Origin of the sequence: Streptomyces sp. NPDC097617, assembly GCF_044761485.1 — a bacterium.
Classification (GTDB): domain Bacteria; phylum Actinomycetota; class Actinomycetes; order Streptomycetales; family Streptomycetaceae; genus Streptomyces.
Map to the genome: position 1 here is coordinate 1 of NZ_JBIWCL010000027.1, position 15,425 is coordinate 15,425.

12 protein-coding genes are annotated in these 15,425 nt (G+C 71.5%); 3 read left to right on the top strand and 9 right to left on the bottom strand.

Going from position 1 to position 15,425, the window contains the following annotated elements; genetic code table 11:
• Positions 1-154 precede the first annotated feature (154 nt).
• Positions 155-2,917, bottom strand: coding sequence for a phosphoenolpyruvate carboxylase (ppc, locus tag ACIQZO_RS32550; RefSeq protein WP_403633188.1), 2,763 nt, complete (start codon positions 2,915-2,917; stop codon positions 155-157).
• Positions 2,918-3,265: 348 nt separating this feature from the next.
• On the opposite strand from ppc, the gene ACIQZO_RS32555 reads away from it, so the two are divergent.
• Positions 3,266-4,246 (top strand): acyl-CoA desaturase, encoded by a 981-nt coding sequence (locus ACIQZO_RS32555; protein ID WP_403633190.1) that lies wholly within the window; start codon positions 3,266-3,268, stop codon positions 4,244-4,246.
• Positions 4,243-4,917 carry a TetR family transcriptional regulator gene (locus ACIQZO_RS32560; protein ID WP_403633192.1) on the top strand — a complete coding sequence of 225 codons (675 nt, stop codon included), beginning with the start codon at positions 4,243-4,245 and terminating at the stop codon, positions 4,915-4,917. Before ACIQZO_RS32555 ends, ACIQZO_RS32560 begins: the two co-directional genes overlap by 4 nt.
• An 89-nt stretch (positions 4,918-5,006) precedes the next feature.
• On the opposite strand, the gene ACIQZO_RS32565 is transcribed toward ACIQZO_RS32560, so the two are convergent.
• Together ACIQZO_RS32565 and ACIQZO_RS32570 are read right to left on the bottom strand one after the other, a co-directional pair.
• Complete coding sequence (locus tag ACIQZO_RS32565) at positions 5,007-5,399, bottom strand: VOC family protein (RefSeq protein WP_403633194.1); 393 nt, start codon at positions 5,397-5,399, stop codon at positions 5,007-5,009.
• Between the two features lie 2 nt (positions 5,400-5,401).
• Positions 5,402-6,259 carry a trans-aconitate 2-methyltransferase gene (locus ACIQZO_RS32570; protein ID WP_403633196.1) on the bottom strand — a complete coding sequence of 286 codons (858 nt, stop codon included), beginning with the start codon at positions 6,257-6,259 and terminating at the stop codon, positions 5,402-5,404.
• A 161-nt stretch (positions 6,260-6,420) separates the two neighbouring features.
• On the opposite strand from ACIQZO_RS32570, the gene ACIQZO_RS32575 reads away from it, so the two are divergent.
• Complete coding sequence (locus ACIQZO_RS32575; protein ID WP_030386194.1) at positions 6,421-6,918, top strand: MarR family winged helix-turn-helix transcriptional regulator; 498 nt, start codon at positions 6,421-6,423, stop codon at positions 6,916-6,918.
• Here the strand turns inward: ACIQZO_RS32575 and ACIQZO_RS32580 are convergent.
• The 6 genes from ACIQZO_RS32580 to ACIQZO_RS32605 form a co-directional block, all read right to left on the bottom strand.
• Positions 6,877-7,644, bottom strand: coding sequence for a LuxR C-terminal-related transcriptional regulator (locus tag ACIQZO_RS32580; RefSeq protein WP_403633199.1), 768 nt, complete (start codon positions 7,642-7,644; stop codon positions 6,877-6,879). The two genes, ACIQZO_RS32575 and ACIQZO_RS32580, sit on opposite strands and share 42 nt — an antisense overlap.
• Positions 7,645-8,140: 496 nt before the next feature.
• Positions 8,141-9,100: a UDP-glucose 4-epimerase GalE gene (galE, locus tag ACIQZO_RS32585; RefSeq protein ID WP_403633202.1), complete on the bottom strand. Its 960-nt coding sequence runs from the start codon at positions 9,098-9,100 to the stop codon at positions 8,141-8,143.
• Between the two features lie 112 nt (positions 9,101-9,212).
• A complete protein-coding gene (locus ACIQZO_RS32590; RefSeq protein WP_403633205.1) occupies positions 9,213-9,917 on the bottom strand; it encodes a response regulator transcription factor in 705 nt (234 codons plus the stop codon).
• Between the two features lie 122 nt (positions 9,918-10,039).
• Entirely contained in the window at positions 10,040-11,752 is a 1,713-nt protein-coding gene (locus tag ACIQZO_RS32595) for a PQQ-binding-like beta-propeller repeat protein (protein WP_403633207.1), read from the bottom strand.
• A 43-nt stretch (positions 11,753-11,795) separates the two neighbouring features.
• Positions 11,796-13,415: a PQQ-binding-like beta-propeller repeat protein gene (locus ACIQZO_RS32600; protein WP_403633209.1), complete on the bottom strand. Its 1,620-nt coding sequence runs from the start codon at positions 13,413-13,415 to the stop codon at positions 11,796-11,798.
• A gap of 180 nt (positions 13,416-13,595) precedes the next feature.
• Positions 13,596-15,398 (bottom strand): ABC-F family ATP-binding cassette domain-containing protein, encoded by a 1,803-nt coding sequence (locus ACIQZO_RS32605; protein WP_403633212.1) that lies wholly within the window; start codon positions 15,396-15,398, stop codon positions 13,596-13,598.
• Between the last annotated feature and the right edge of the window lie 27 nt (positions 15,399-15,425).

Genomic DNA, 15,425 nt, shown 5'->3' on the forward strand with positions numbered 1-15,425 from the left:
ACGCCTCGAAGAACCTCGCCTTCAACACCTCAAAATCCACGATCCCCGCAACTCCCTGAATCCAGGGTGTTGCGGGGATCGTTAGAACCCGCCGTTCGGTGCGGGGGCTTCGTCGTGCCGGGGGCGGTGCGGGCCGTACGGGCCCCGCGGCTGCTCAGCCGGTGTTGCGCAGGCCCGCGGCGACGCCGTTGACCGTGAGCAGCAGGGCGCGGGCGAGCAGCGGGTCGGCTTCCTCGCCCCGGGCCGCGGCCGCGCGCTGGCGGGCCAGCAGGGAGACCTGGAGGTAGGAGATCGGGTCCAGGTAGGCGTCGCGCACGGCGAAGGTCTGCTGGAGCACCGGGTTCGAGCCGAGGAGCTCCTCGGCTCCGGTGATGCGCAGGACCTCGCGGACGGTGAGCTCGTGCTCGGCCTCGATCCGGGCGAAGACGTGCTTGAGGTGCTCGGGCACGAGGGTGTCGACGTAGTGCCGGGCGATCCGCAGGTCGGTCTTGGCCAGCGTCATCTCGACGTTGGACAGGAAGTTGCGGAAGAAGTGCCAGCGTCCGCCCATCTCGGTGAGGACGTCCTCCTGGCCCGCCTCGCGCAGGGCCTTGAGGCCGGAGCCGACCCCGTACCAGCCGGGGACGATCTGGCGGGACTGGGTCCAGCCGAAGACCCAGGGGATGGCGCGCAGGCCGTCGAGACCGGCGCCGGAGTCCGGGCGGCGCGAGGGCCGGGAGCCCAGGTGCAGGTCGGCGAGCTGGTCGACGGGGGTCGCGGCGAAGAAGTACGAGGGCAGGTCGGGGTCCTCGACGAGCTCGCGGTACGCGGCGTGCGCGGCGTCGGAGACCACGTCCATGGCCGCGTCCCAGCGGGAGAGGGACTCGTCGGACTGGCGGGGCGCGGTGTGCAGGGCGGAGGCCTGCAGGGTGGCCGCGACGGTCAGTTCGAGGTTCTCCCGGGCCAGCGAGGGGACGAGGTACTTGTCGGAGATGACCTCGCCCTGCTCGGTGACCTTGATCTCGCCCTCCAGGGTGCCCCAGGGCTGGGCGAGGATCGCGTCGTGCGAGGGGCCGCCGCCGCGGCCGACGGTGCCGCCGCGGCCGTGGAAGAGGCGCAGGCGCACGCCGTAGCGGTGGGCGACGTCGCGCAGCCGGCGCTGGGCGCGGTGGATCTCCCACTGGGAGGTGGTGATGCCGCCGAACTTGGAGGAGTCCGAGTAGCCGAGCATGACCTCCTGGACGTCACCGCGCAGGGAGACCAGGCGCCGGTAGGAGGGGTCGGCGAGCATCTCGTCGAGGATGACGTCGGCGGCGCGCAGCTCGTCGGTGGTCTCCAGGAGCGGGACGATGCCGATCTTGGCCCAGCCGCTGTGGAGGTCGATCAGGCCGGCCTCGCGGGCGAGGACGGCGGCGGCGAACACGTCGTCGGCGCCCTGGCACATCGAGATGATGTACGACTCGATGACCTCGGGGCCGAACTTCTCGAAGGCGTCCTTGACGGCGCCGAAGACACCGAGGGTCTTGGCGCCGGCGGCGTCGAGCGGGGCCGGGGTGGGGGCCAGCGGACGGCGGGAGCGCAGCTCCTTGGCGAGGAGCTTCTGCCGGTAGTCGCGCGGCATGTCCGCGTAGCGCCAGGACTCCTCGCCGAGCCGGTCGAAGAGCTGGCCGAGCGCGTGGTGGTGGGCGTCCGCGTGCTCGCGCACGTCCATCGTGGCGAGCTGGAGGCCGAAGGCGGCCAGCGTGCGGATGGTGCGGTCCATGCGGCCGTCGGCGAAGAGCGCGCCGCGGTGCTCGCGCAGGGAGGTCTGGATGAGGGTGAGGTCGGTGAGCAGCTCGGCGGTGCCGAGGTAGTCGCGGCCCTCCTCGTGGGCGGTGCCCTTGGCGAGGCGCTCGCGGGTGTTGAGGAGCTTCTGCCGGATACAGGTGGCCTTGAGGCGGTACGGCTCCTCGGCGTTCAGCCGCTTGTAGCGCGGGCTGATCTCGGGGAGGCGCTCCAGGTCGGCCTGGAGGGAGGCGAGGAGTTCCTCGGTGGCCCCGGTGTAGCGGATGGAGTTGGAGAGGAGTCCGCGCAGGAAGTCGATCAGTTCCATGGCGTCGGTGATGCCGTGCTCGTGCTGGAGGATCAGCACGTCGCGGGTGACCTCGGGGGTGACGTTGGGGTTGCCGTCGCGGTCGCCGCCGATCCAGGTGCCGAAGGTCAGCGGGCGGGTGCCGGGCGGGATCTCGACGCCGACGCGCTGGAGCTCGGCGGCGAGGTCCTCCAGTACGTCGCCGACGGCGCCGGCGTGCAGCTCGTCGAGGTAGTAGATGGCGTTGCGGGCCTCGTCGGCGGGCTCGGGGCGCACGACGCGCAGCTCGTCGGTCTGCCAGACGAGGTCGATGTTCTCGGCGAGGCGCAGGTCGTGGCGGCGGCGGTCGCCGGCGCCGGTGACGGGCTCCTCCAGCAGGGTGGCGATGCGGCGCAGCTTGTTGAGGACGCTGCGGCGGGCCGCCTCGGTGGGGTGCGCGGTGAAGACCGGGCGGACGTTGAGGTTCTTGACCGTCTCGCGCAGGTGTTCGGGGTCGGCGTCCTTCAGCATGTCCGCGGTGCGGGCGAGGAGCCCGCCCTCGGCGGCGCGGTGGGCGCGCAGTTCCTTGCCGCGGTGCACCTGCTCGGTGACGTTGGCGAGGTGGAAGTAGGTGGAGAAGGCGCGTACGAGCTTGGCGGCGGTCTCCAGGTCCGTGTCGCCGAGCAGGGCGGCGGCGGCCTCGCCGTCGGTGCGGGTGAGGGCGCGGACGCGTTCGACGAGGTCGAGGAGGTCCTGGCCCTCCTGGCGGACGAGGGTCTCCCCGAGGAGGTCGCCGAGGCGGCGGATGTCCGCGCGCAGTTCCGCGTTGGCGGTGTCGGCCGGGGTGACGGGGGCCTGGCCCTGGGGGGCCTGGTCAGCACTGCTCACAGGTGCGGCTCCTTGCAGTGTTCGAGCGCTACTGGGCGGTGGGCTCCCGGCGACGTGCGGCGACCCTCCCCGGACTCGGTCCGGGCGGGTCTCCGCTCCTGATGCGCAGCTCGGGCTGCCCGTGCGGACCGCGCTGTCCGACGGGACCAGGATAGGTGTCCGATCCGTGTGCCTGGGCAAACGTCTCACCAGGCGGCGCGTGAACAGCTCGCGCGCGCTCCGTCTCCCGGCGCCGCCCCTCTTGCCTCGGGAACCGGCTGCGCCATACTTACGTTGCCGTAGGTTACGGGTCCGTAGGGTCCGTAACCAGGGAGCCTGCCGACTTCTCTCACCCCCCAGGGGACACCCATGACCACCAGTCCCGATCTGATCGAGGGTGCGTCCGCGCCCTCCGAGACATCTACGCCGTCCGCGACCCTCGGCGGCGAGAACAAGCGGTCCATCGAGCAGATCGCTCTGCTGCTGTTCATCACCGTTCCCTTCGTGGCCCTGCTGGCGACGGTCCCGCTGGCCTGGGGCTGGGGGGTGAGCTGGCTCGACCTGGGCCTGATGGTCTTCATGTACTTCCTGGCCTGCCACGGGATCACCATCGGTTTCCACCGCTACTTCACGCACGGTTCCTTCAAGGCGAAGCGGCCGCTGCGGATCGCGCTCGCCGTGATGGGGTCGATGGCGGTGGAGGGGCCGCTGGTGCGCTGGGTGGCGGACCACCGCAAGCACCACAAGTTCTCCGACCACGAGGGCGACCCGCATTCGCCGTGGCGGTTCGGGGAGACGCTGCCGGCCCTGATGAAGGGGCTGTGGTGGGCGCACATCGGCTGGCTCTTCGACGAGGAGCAGACCGATCAGCAGAAGTACGCCCCCGACCTGATCAAGGACCCGGCGATCCGCCGGATCTCGCGGGACTTCATCTTCTGGACGATCTTCTCGCTGGCGATCCCGCCGCTGGTGGGCGGCCTGGTGACGATGTCCTGGTGGGGTGCGTTCACGGCGTTCTTCTGGGGCTCCCTGGTCCGGGTCGCACTGCTGCACCACGTGACCTGGTCGATCAACTCCATCTGCCACGCGGTGGGCAAGCGGCCGTTCAAGTCCCGGGACCGCAGCGGCAACGTCTGGTGGCTCGCGGTGCTCTCCTGCGGCGAGTCCTGGCACAACCTGCACCACGCCGAACCGACCTCGGCGCGGCACGGTGTGCTCCGCGGCCAGATCGACTCCAGCGCGCGGCTGATCCGCTGGTTCGAACAGCTGGGCTGGGCAACGGACGTGCGCTGGCCGTCCGCGGCCCGCATCGACGCCCGGCGCAGGGAAAACGAGTCGAACGCGGCATGATGGGGGGCGTGGCGATCGACGGCAGTAATTCCAGCAGCGACAAGCCCAAGCGCGGCCGCCGGGTCCGGATGACGGGCGCGGAGCGGCGCCAGCAACTGCTGGACATCGGCCGGACGCTGTTCGCGGAGAAGGGCTTCGAAGGCACCTCGGTGGAGGAGATCGCGGCGAAGGCCGGGGTGTCCAAGCCGGTGGTGTACGAGCACTTCGGAGGCAAGGAGGGCCTGTACGCGGTCGTCGTGGACCGCGAGATGCGCCAGCTGCTGGACGGGGTGACCGGAGCGCTGACGGCCGGGCACCCGCGGGAGCTGCTGGAGCAGGCCGCCTTCGCGCTCCTCGACTACATCGAGTCCTACACGGACGGCTTCCGGATCCTCGTGAGGGACTCCCCGGTCGCCCAGTCCACCGGCACCTTCGCCTCGCTGATCAGCGACATCGCCACGCAGGTCGAGGACATCCTCGGTCTGGAGTTCAAGGCGCGGGGCTTCGACCCCAAGCTGGCCCCGCTGTACGCACAGGCGCTGGTCGGAATGGTGGCACTGACCGGGCAGTGGTGGCTGGACGTGCGCAAGCCCAGGAAGGCGGAGGTCGCGGCGCACCTGGTGAATCTGGCCTGGCACGGGCTGGACAAGCTGGAGTCGAAGCCGCAGCTGGTGGGCCGGCGCAAGAACTGAGCCCCGCACACGGAGCAGCACGGACGGAGCAGCACGACGGCGCTCCGTCACCGGAGATCCGGTGACGGAGCGCCGTCGTGTCGTGCCGCCTACGCGCAGGGTTCCAGCGCCGCCGGGTCGGGGCGGTGCCGCTCCAGGAATTCGAGCCGGTTGCCGACGGGGTCCTCCGAGTAGAAGCGGCGGTGGCCCGGCAGGTTGTCGTCCCAGACGACCTTGGCCCCCCGCTCCCGCAGTCTGCTCGCGTACGCCTCGATGTCGGTCACCCGCAGCCCCGGGTGGGCCTTGGTGGCGGGCCGGAAGTCCTCCTCCACGCCGAGGTGCAGCTGGACGGGCCCGGCGGCGAACCAGCAGCCCCCGCGGGCGGCGAGGACGGGCGGCTTGGGGATCTCGGTCATGCCGAGGACGTCCGTGTAGTACGCGCGGAGCCGGTCCTCCGAGTCCGGCGGAGCGGCGAGTTGCACATGGTCGACTGCGGTGAGCACGGTCATGCCTCCTTGCGGGCTACGGCGAAGATGCGGCGGAACGGGAAGACGGTGCCGCGCGGGCCGGTCGGATAGGCGGGGCGCAGCCGGTCGCGGTATTCGGTGAGGAAAGCGTCCACGGCCTCGCGGTCGTCGCCGAGGGCGGTGAGGACGGGTCGCAGCGCGGTGCCCTTGACCCAGTCGAGTACGGGGTCGGGGCCCTGGAGCAGCTGGTGGTAGGTGGTCTCCCAGATGTCGGCGGAGCAGCCGAGCTCGGTGAACCGGGCGAGGTATTCGGCGGGTTCGAGGAGATGGATGTAGCGGGCGCCGTGACCGGCGAGCCGGGCCCGCCAGCGCGGGGTGTCGCACTGCTCCGCGAGCAGGGCGTGGCTGGGGGCGGTGAAGTTGCCGGGGATCTGGAAGGCGAAGGTGCCGCCGGGGCGCAGCCCGTTGATCCAGGCGCCGAAGGAGCCGGGGTGGCCGGGGACCCACTGGAGGGCGGCGTTGGAGACGATCAGGTCGTAGGGCTCCTCGGGCAGCCAGGTGGCGAGGTCGCCGTGACGGAAGTCGAGGCTGCCGCCGCCGGGGGTGGGCCCGGCGTACTCCTCCTTCGCGCGGTGGAGCATCTCCCGGGAGAGGTCGAAGCCCGTGATGCGGGCCTCGGGCCAGCGGTCGGCGAGGAGGGTGGTGACGTTGCCGGGGCCGCAGCCGAGGTCGGCGATGCGGGCGGGGCCGAGGGGGAGTTCGGGTATGCGGGTGAGCAGGTCGAGGAAGGGCCGTGTGCGGTGGCCCGAGTGCCGGAGGTACTGCTGGGGATCCCAGGTCGGGGCGGATGGCGCGGTGGACGTGGGGGTCCCGGCGCGCGCGGTATCGGAATACATGTTCGAGCCTCCCTGCTGGCGGGGCGATCGGAAGCGGAATCCGTTCCGGCCCCCTCCATGCCCCATGCTCGCGGCAATTATATCTCGATGTCAAGATACTCGTAATCGAGATACTTGGTATGAAGAGACTTCACATCGACAGACCCCTTACACTGATCGGCATGGAGGACGAGGTCGACCGACTGGTGGCGGCATGGCGGCGGGAGCGCCCTGACCTCGACGTGGAACCGCTCGAGGTACTGAGCCGCGTCAGCAGGCTCGCACGCCATCTCGACCGCGCCCGCAGGCTGGCCTTCTCCGAGCACGGCCTGGAGCCGTGGGAGTTCGACGTCCTGACATCATTGCGGCGCGCCGGCGCGCCCTATCAGCTCTCTCCCGGCCAGTTGCTGACCCAGACCCTGGTCACCTCCGGCACCATGACCAACCGCATCGACCGGCTCGCCAAGAAGGGCCTCGTCGAGCGGCTCCCGGACCCCAGCGACCGCCGGGGGGTCCTGGTGCGGCTCACTCCCGAGGGACGGGACCGTGCCGACCAGGCCCTCGCCGGGCTGCTGGCCCAGGAGCGGGCGATCCTGGCCCAGCTCTCGCAGAACCAGCGCGGCGATCTCGCCGGGCTGCTACGCCAGTTGACCGCTCCGTTCGACAACATCCCCGGCTAGGTCCGCCGGCCGCACACCGGCCCGCCGGGCCAGGGCCACCGCGGCCAGCGTGGAGTGCACCCCGAGCTTGCCCAGCACGTTCTGCATGTGTGTGCGGACCGTGTGCGGGGACAGGAACAGCCGCGCCGCCACGTCCTTGCGGCCCAGCCCCGCCACCATGCAGCGCAGCACCTCGCGCTCGCGCGGGGTCAGCGACTCCACCAGCCGCTCGCTGTCCGTACGGTGCTTGCGCGCCGCGGTCAGCTCCCGGAGCACCCCGGTGAGCAGGGCGGGCGGCAGATGAGTCTCCTCGCGCAGGACCCCGCGGATGACGGCCAGGAGCCGGGAGAGCGAGCAGTCCTTCGCCACCCAGCCCGAGGCTCCCGCCTGGAGCGCGAGGGCGGCCCGGCGGGGGTCGTCGCGCTCGGCGAGCACGACCGTGCGGACCCCGGCGTGGGTCACCCGCACCCCTGCGACCAGCGCGATCCCGTCCGAGCCGGGCGGCGGCGCCCCGGAGCCCGACTCCCGCTGAGCGGGTAGGGCCCCCGGGGCCGCGCCGAGATCGGCGTCGACCAGCAGGACGTCGAAGCGACGGCCCTCGGCCGCCGCGCGTTCGAGGCAGCGCAGCGCGGCGGGGCCGCTGCCGGCCGCGGACACGTCCACGTCCGGCTCGGCCGCGAGCGCGGCTGCGAGCGATTCGGCGAAGATGCGGTGATCGTCGACGACGAGAACCCGGATACGAACCACAAAACCCCCAAGGGTAGGGGAACGGACGACGGCGGGTACGGCGCCCGGACCGGGTGATCCGCAGCTGCCCCGGCCGCCGCCGTGACACTTCTGCATTACCCCGGACCGGACGACGTACCCGACTTGTCTCGACCCCTGAATCAACACCGGCCCCCACCGGTGTCACGCATCAGCGTAGGCCCGGGGGCGTCCGGCGGTTGGCCGAATAGCAGAAGTTTTCCCAGGGATTTTCCGGGGCGGGCGCTGCGAACCGGCTTTGTGGTGGCTTGAAATCGACTGTTCCGAAGGTCCTGATGGCGGCTTCGGTACCGGCGTGTGCCGCGGGCAGTTGCACGGGGGGCATTTCACCCGGCGTGTGCACGCCGGGCGCCCGCGCGCGGCGCCCGCCCGCAGCGCACGGCCGACACGCACACGCCCCCCGCACCGATCGGGGTGCGGGGGGCGCGCAGGACGTGCGGGACCGGACGGGGACCAGGGGTTCCGGGGTCCGGAAGGCTCAGGAAGTGTGCGTGCGCGCGAAGTTCCACGCGTCCGAGATGATGCCGGTGAGGTCGGATCGGCTGGGCGTCCAGCCGAGCCGCTCGTGGGCCGTGGCCGCGGAGGCGACGAGCATCGCGGGGTCGCCCGCCCGGCGCGGCGCGACCACCTCGGGAATGTCCCGGCCGGTGACCTTGCGGACGGTCTCGACGACCTCGCGGACCGAGAACCCGTTGCCGTTGCCCAGGTTGCAGATCAGGTGCTCCCCACCGGTGGCGGCCCGCAGGGCGGCCAGGTGGGCCTCCGCCAGGTCGGCGACGTGGATGTAGTCGCGTACGCAGGTGCCGTCCGGGGTCGGGTAGTCCTCGCCGAACACCGAGATCGACTCCCGCTCGCCCAGGGCGACCTGGAGGACCAGCGGGATCAGGTGCGTCTCGGGGGTGTGCCGCTCGCCGAACTCCCCGTATGCCCCGGCCACGTTGAAGTAGCGCAGGGACACCGCGGCCAGGCCGTGCGCCACGCACTCCCCCGCGATCATGTGGTCGACGGCCAGCTTCGAGGCGCCGTACGGGTTGGTCGGCGCGGTCACCGAGGCCTCCGTCAGCAGGCCCTCCGTCGGCTCGCCGTAGGTGGCGGCGGTGGAGGAGAACACCAGCTTGCGCACGCCCGCCCCGCGCATGGCGGCCAGCAGGGCCAGCGTCCCGCCGACGTTGTTCTCCCAGTACTTGCCCGGGTTCACCACGGACTCGCCGACCTGCGAGGAGGCCGCGAAGTGCAGCACCGCCTCGTAGGAGGAGTCCACGTAGCGGGCGGCGTCCTGGATCCGGCCCTCGATGAACGTGGCGCCCGCCGGGACCCCTACGCGAAAGCCCGTGCTCAGGTCGTCGAGGACGGTCACCTCGTGGCCGGCCTCCAGGAGGTGGGCCGCGACCACGCTGCCGACGTATCCGGCGCCACCGGTTACCAGGTACTTGCTCACTCGCCTACTGCCTCTCGCGGGGGAGCACGCGCGGGTGCGTGCACGTGCTTGAGGACTGGCTTACCCGATTCCGCGCCCATGGGGAAATCGGCGGCCGGTCCGCGCCCGGGCGTCAGCCGCGCGCGGCGGCGGACGGCGCCGCGGGCAGCGCCGCGGGCAGCGCCCGGTCCAGCAAGCCGGTGCGGGCGGCCAGTGCGGCCGCCTCCAGCCTCGAGCCCACGCCCAGCTTCATCAGCACCCGCTGCACATGCGTACGGGCGGTGCTCGGGGCGATCTCCATGCCCGCGGCGATCAGCCGGGTGTCCTCGCCCTCGGCGACCCGGACGAGCACCTCCACCTCGCGCGGGGTGAGCAGCCGCAGCAGCCGGCTGCCCTCGTCGTCGGGCTGGGCGGCCGGGTTCAGGAGCTCCGCGAAGGCCCCCTGCAACAGCTGCGGGGCGATCGCCACCTCCCCCGCCCTGGCCTTGGCCAGCGCCCGCTCCACGCCCTCGATGCGCTCGTCGTGGCGTACGTACCCCGAGGCGCCGGCGGCGAAGGCGGCCGCGATCCCGCGCGGGCTGGGTACCGGGCCCAGGACGACCACGGCGATCTGCGGACGCTCCCGCTTGATGCGGACGACCGGCTCGAAGACCCCGGGCTCGGCGGGGGTGGCGGTGCCGAGGAGGCAGACCTCCGGGGCACGGCTGATGACCAGCTCCGCGGCGCCCGCGGCCGGGGCGGCCGCGGCCAGTACCCGGTGGCCGCGCAGCTTCAGGGCAGAGGCGAGTGCCTCGGCCAGCAGCCGGTGCTCGTCGACCACCACGACCCGTACGCCCATTGAGGAACCACCCCCCACCCTTCTGACCCGGCAAGCTACACGCTTGTTCGACGGTAGGAGGGGGATACCGCGCAGAAGCCCCCGATCGGTGCGGACCGTTCGGGGGCTTTCGGCGGTGTGCGTCAGCTCGCGCTGAAGGACACGAAGAGGTACTCCGGGTCGGCCTTGTCCGAGTACGGCTTGCTGACCGTCGTACGCGAGATGAACAGCTTTCCGCCGTGGTAGCGGTACTCGGAGTACTCGGGCGAGAACGCGCTCTCGGCGCGCTGGCTCGCCTTGTCCTCCGGGTTCTCCATGAGCAGGGTTTCCTTCATCGTCTTGCTGTCGATGCTGACGATCTGACCGCCCTTGTCGTACGGGGGGTTCTTGTACGCGATGATGTTCGACCCGTCCATGCGCAGCGGGAACATCGTGTACCGCTCGCCCGCGTCGGCGCGGTCGGTGGTCTGCTTGCCGGTCTCCAGGTCGAAGGAGAGCAGCTCGTTGGTGCGGCCGCCGGCCGCCTGGCCCTGGTGCTCGTAGGACGGCAGGTAGAGCTTGCCGTTGCCGACCACCATGTTGACGCACTTCTCGACGTCCAGTCCGCACTTGCCGGCGAAGTCTCCGGAGGCGAGCGGGATACGGGCCTTCAGCTCGCCCTTGGGGTCGATGACGAAGAGGTCGCTGACGCCCGTGGCGTTCTTCGCGGTCTTGCCGACGTCGGCAGCCACGATCAGGGGCTTGGTGGAGACGATGGACGCGTCCTCGATGCCCTGGGAGAGCTTGTACGAGGCGGTGGGCGCACCGCTGGTCGGGTCGAGGAGCTGTCCGTACAGGGTGTAGTTGGGGCTCTGGCCGCACTTGCGGATGGCGGCGAGGGCCTCGCCGCCGGCGTAGCCGACGTCACGGCAGGATTCGCCGTCGACCTTGGGCAGCCACAGGGACTTGCCGTCGGCGAGGTTCCAGGCGGTGCCGCCCGCGGAGATGCCGGCCGCGGCGACGGTCTTGCCGCTGAGGGTGACCGTGTTCAGGGAGACGGGCTTGTCGCCGCCGGTGGCGCTCTTGGCGTTGCCGGACCAGACGAGCTTGCCGCTCTCCAGGTCGATGACACCGACCTCGGTGCACTGCGGGTACTTGTTCTCGGGCGTGGCCGCGGTGGCCTTGAACAGGACCGCCGTCTTGTTCTCGCTGACGTGCTTGGTCGCGCCGCAGAGCTCGCCGGGGAGGGGAAGCTCCCACTTCTTGCCGCCGTCGACGAGGTTGTAGCCGACGACCTTCGAGAGATCCGACTTGACGTAGGTGGAGTCGGTCAGCCAGGAGCCGGCGACGGTGGCGACGTCCGGCGGAACCGGGCTCGGCAGGTTCAGCAGCGCCTTCGACTTCGGGTTGCCGGGCACCTTCTCGGTGCCGGGCACGAGGTCCTGGGGCTTGTCGTTGCCCGGGGAGGCGGTGGGGCCGCCGTCCGCCCTGTCGTCCGCGCCGCTGTCGCCGGAGGTGTACCAGAGGCCGCCGCCGACGATGAGGACGATGGCCAGCAGGGCCGCGCCGACGATCATCAGCTGGGTGCGCTTGTCGTTGCCGCCGCCCGCGGCCGGGGACTGGGCCGGGGGCGCGGGTACGGGCGGCGCGCCGAACGGGGGCGGGGTGCCGGGCTGCTGCGGGTAGCCGTAGCCGGGGCCCGCCTGCGGGTAGCCGTACGCGGGCTGCGCGCTCGGCGGCTGCTGCGGGGGCCCGGCCTGCGGAGCGGCGGCCGGTCCGGGCGGCGGTACGGGCGCGCCGAACCCGCCCGGCGGGGGGTCCTGCGGCGCTCCGAAGCCGCCGGACGGCGGCTGGCTGGGGGGCGGCGGGGTACTCATCGGTTGCTCATGCCTCTCGGTGGGCGGCTGCTTGGACGCGTTCTCACTTGCCGAAGACCATCAGGAGCTTCTCGTCCTGGCCCTGGGCCCGCAGGTGGGTGGAGGAGATGAAGAACCGTCCGTCCACGTAGTCCAGCTTCGGGGTGTGGAAGGTGCTCTCGATCGGGGCGGCGGGGCCCGAGGGGTGGCGCAGGAGCGCGGTGGGCGTGCCGCCCGCGGCCGGGATCGAGACGACCTCGCCGCCCTGGTCGGACTCGGCCTTGCGGTAGGCGATCAGCTGCCCGTTCACGGCTTTGAGCGGGGTCAGGGTGCGCTTGTCGCCGGCCGGGGTGCGCCACTTGTCCTTGCCGGTGGCCAGGTCGAAGGCGACGATCTCGTTGGCCGCGCCGGCGGCCGCCGCGGTGGGCAGGTAGAGGGTGTTGCCGTCGACGGCGGCGGAGGGGCAGGTCGCCAGGGACCGGAAGAGGCCGGTGTCGCCGCAGCCGACGGCGAAGCTGCCCTCGCCGGCGAGGGTGACGGTCTGCTTCCCGTCGGGTCCCAGGACCACGATGGAGCGCTGCTTCGTCTGCTCGTTGCCGATGTCGATGACGGTCGGGTTCACCGAGTAGATGCTGGTGACCTTGAACTTCGCGGGGAGCCGGAAGGCCCAGGCCTTCGCTCCGGTGACGGGGTCGATGCCGTGGACCTCGGCGGAGGACTCCTCGTCGGAGCAGGTGGCGAGGGCGATCATCCTGCCGTTGCCGGCCTCGTAGGAGTCCGGGTTGCAGCCCTCGCCCCGGGGGCTCGCGAAGAGCTTGTCACCGTTGCTGATCTTGAAGGCGCTGGCGGTTCCGCCACGACTGACGGTGACCGTGTCGCCGATCATGGACAGGGTGGGGCTGGTGAAGATGTCGAAGAGCCCCTCCTTGGGCACCTCCTTCGACCAGACCTCCTTGCCCGTCTTGAGGTCGACGACGCGCAGCTGGGTGCAGGTGGCGTTCTCGCCCTCGCTGTCGCGGTACATGACGACCGTCCGGCCCTCGGCCGTGGTCTGCGGGGCGACGGAGCAGATCAGGGCAGGGAAGGGGAGAGTCCACTTCTCCTTGCCGTCGGTGACCGAGTAGCCGGTGAGGTTCTTCCAGACGGTCTTGACGACGGTGTCGCCGACGACCCACTGGCCGGCCGAGTCGACGCCCATGCCGGGGCCGTCGATCTTGGCGGTCTTGAGCCAGAGGGCCTTGTCCTCGCCCTGCTTGCGGCCGGAGTTGAGGTCCGTCCGCTCGGCGCCACCGTCCCCGTTGCCGTTGCCCTTGTCCACGGAGGAGGAGCCGGACGGCTTGGCGTCGGTGGACTCCTGCGCGATCGGCTTGCCGTCCTTGTCGTCGCCGGAGAACGCGACGTAGCCGACGCCGGCCAGGACCAGGACGGCGGCCACCGAGGCCGCGATCAGGACGGCCGCCTTCTTCTTCGGCGGCGTACCGGGGCCGCCGGGCGGGGGCGGCGGGTGGCCGGGGCCCGCGTGCTGCTGCTGCACGGTGGGCGGCTGCGGCGGGTACCCGGGCTGCTGCGCGTACGGGTTCTCGCCCTGCGGCGGGAACCCGTAGCCCTGCTGCGGCGGGCCGGGCAGGTGTCCGTAACCGGAAGGTGTCGGTGGCTGGTTCGGCGGCTGGGGCGGCTCGGTCATCAGCGCACGCTTTCGGCATAGGTGGGGGTGGGGAGGATGACCTTTCTATCACTGACAGCGCTCATACATCGGGCCGGTCCGCCCCCTGTTCCCAAGGGAGGACCGGCCCGTGACGCCGCCGTTATCCGGCCAGTTGACCCGCGGAACGGGTCGGTACGGGACTGATCGCCCCGCCCCCGCTCAGGCCTCCTCGGCCAGCTCCAGCCAGCGCATCTCCAAATCGTCGCGGTCCGCGAGGAGTTCGCGGAGGTCCGCGTCCAGCTTGGCCACCTTGTCGTAGTCGGTGGAGTTCTCGGCGATCTGGGCGTGCAGGTTGCCCTCTCGGTCGGACAGCTTGTTCAGCTGCCGCTCGATCTTCTGCAGCTCCTTCTTCGCGGCACGCGAGTCCCCCGAGGCGGTGGACTTCGCGGCGGTGGAGGCCTGGGCGGGCGCCGGGGCGGCCGCCTCGATCATCCGCCGCCTGCGCTCCAGGTACTCGTCCAGACCCCGCGGCAGCATCCGCAGGCTGGCGTCGCCGAGCAGCGCCATCACCGTGTCGGTGGTGCGCTCGATGAAGAAGCGGTCGTGGGAGATCACGATCATCGACCCGGGCCAGCCGTCGAGGAGGTCCTCCAGCTGGGTCAGGGTCTCGATGTCGAGGTCGTTGGTGGGCTCGTCGAGGAAGAGGACGTTGGGCTCGTCCATCAGCAGGCGCAGGATCTGCAGGCGGCGCCGCTCACCACCGGAGAGGTCGCCGACCGGCGTCCACTGCTTCTCCTTGGTGAAGCCGAACTGCTCGCAGAGCTGGCCCGCCGTCATCTCGCGGCCCTTGCCGAGGTCGACCCGGTCGCGCACCCGCTGGACGGCCTCCAGGACGCGCAGGGACGGGTCGAGCTCGCCGACCTCCTGCGAGAGGTAGGCCAGCTTGACGGTCTTGCCGACGATGACCTTTCCGGCGGCGGGCTGGATCTCGCCCTGGGTGCGGGCGGCCTCGGCCAGGGCGCGCAGCAGGGAGGTCTTGCCGGCGCCGTTGACGCCGACGAGGCCGACGCGGTCGCCGGGGCCCAGATGCCAGGTGAGGTGCTTGAGCAGCTCCTTGGGCCCGGCGTGCACGCTGACGTCCTCGAGGTCGAAGACGGTCTTGCCCAGGCGCGCGTTGGCGAACTTCATCAGCTCGGACGTGTCGCGCGGCGGCGGCACGTCGGCGATCAGCTCGTTGGCCGCCTCGATGCGGTAGCGGGGCTTGGAGGTCCGGGCGGGGGCGCCGCGGCGCAGCCAGGCCAGCTCCTTGCGCATCAGGTTCTGGCGCTTGGACTCCTCGGTGGCGGCGATCCGGTCGCGCTCGGCGCGGGCGAAGACGTAGTCGCTGTAGCCGCCCTCGTACTCGTGCACGTCTCCGCGCTGCACGTCCCACATGCGGGTGCAGACCTGGTCGAGGAACCAGCGGTCGTGGGTGACGCAGACGAGCGCGGAGCGGCGCTCCTGAAGGTGCTTGGCCAGCCAGGAGATGCCCTCGACGTCGAGGTGGTTGGTGGGCTCGTCGAGGATCAGGAGGTCCTGGTCGGCGATGAGCAGCTGGGCGAGGGCGATCCGGCGGCGCTCGCCACCGGAGAGCGGGCCGATGACGGTGTCGAGGCCCTGGCCGAAGCCGGGCAGGTCGAGGCCGCCGAAGAGTCCGGTCAGCACGTCGCGGATCTTGGCGTTGCCGGCCCACTCGTGGTCGGCCATGTCGCCGATGATCTCGTGGCGGACGGTGGCCGAGGGGTCGAGCGAGTCGTGCTGGGTGAGGACGCCCATGCGCAGGCCGCCAAGCTGGGTGACCCGGCCGGTGTCGGGCTCCTCCAGCTTGGCGAGCATGCGGATGAGGGTGGTCTTCCCGTCGCCGTTGCGGCCGACGACGCCGATCCGGTCCCCCTCGGACACGCCGAGGGAGATGCCGTCCAGCAGGGTACGTGTGCCGTACACCTTGCTGACTGCCTCGACATTGACCAGATTGACGGCCATCAGACGCGCTCCAGGGAAAGGGTGTGG

Coding starts and splice junctions, on each gene's coding strand:
- ACIQZO_RS32555 (WP_403633190.1), top strand. CDS start 3,266: ATGACCACCAGTCCCGATCTGATCGAGGGTGCGTCCGCGCCCTCCGAG.
- ACIQZO_RS32560 (WP_403633192.1), top strand. CDS start 4,243: ATGATGGGGGGCGTGGCGATCGACGGCAGTAATTCCAGCAGCGACAAG.
- ACIQZO_RS32570 (WP_403633196.1), bottom strand. CDS start 6,259: ATGTATTCCGATACCGCGCGCGCCGGGACCCCCACGTCCACCGCGCCA.
- ACIQZO_RS32575 (WP_030386194.1), top strand. CDS start 6,421: ATGGAGGACGAGGTCGACCGACTGGTGGCGGCATGGCGGCGGGAGCGC.
- ACIQZO_RS32590 (WP_403633205.1), bottom strand. CDS start 9,917: ATGGGCGTACGGGTCGTGGTGGTCGACGAGCACCGGCTGCTGGCCGAG.
- ACIQZO_RS32595 (WP_403633207.1), bottom strand. CDS start 11,752: ATGAGTACCCCGCCGCCCCCCAGCCAGCCGCCGTCCGGCGGCTTCGGA.
- ACIQZO_RS32600 (WP_403633209.1), bottom strand. CDS start 13,415: ATGACCGAGCCGCCCCAGCCGCCGAACCAGCCACCGACACCTTCCGGT.
- ACIQZO_RS32605 (WP_403633212.1), bottom strand. CDS start 15,398: ATGGCCGTCAATCTGGTCAATGTCGAGGCAGTCAGCAAGGTGTACGGC.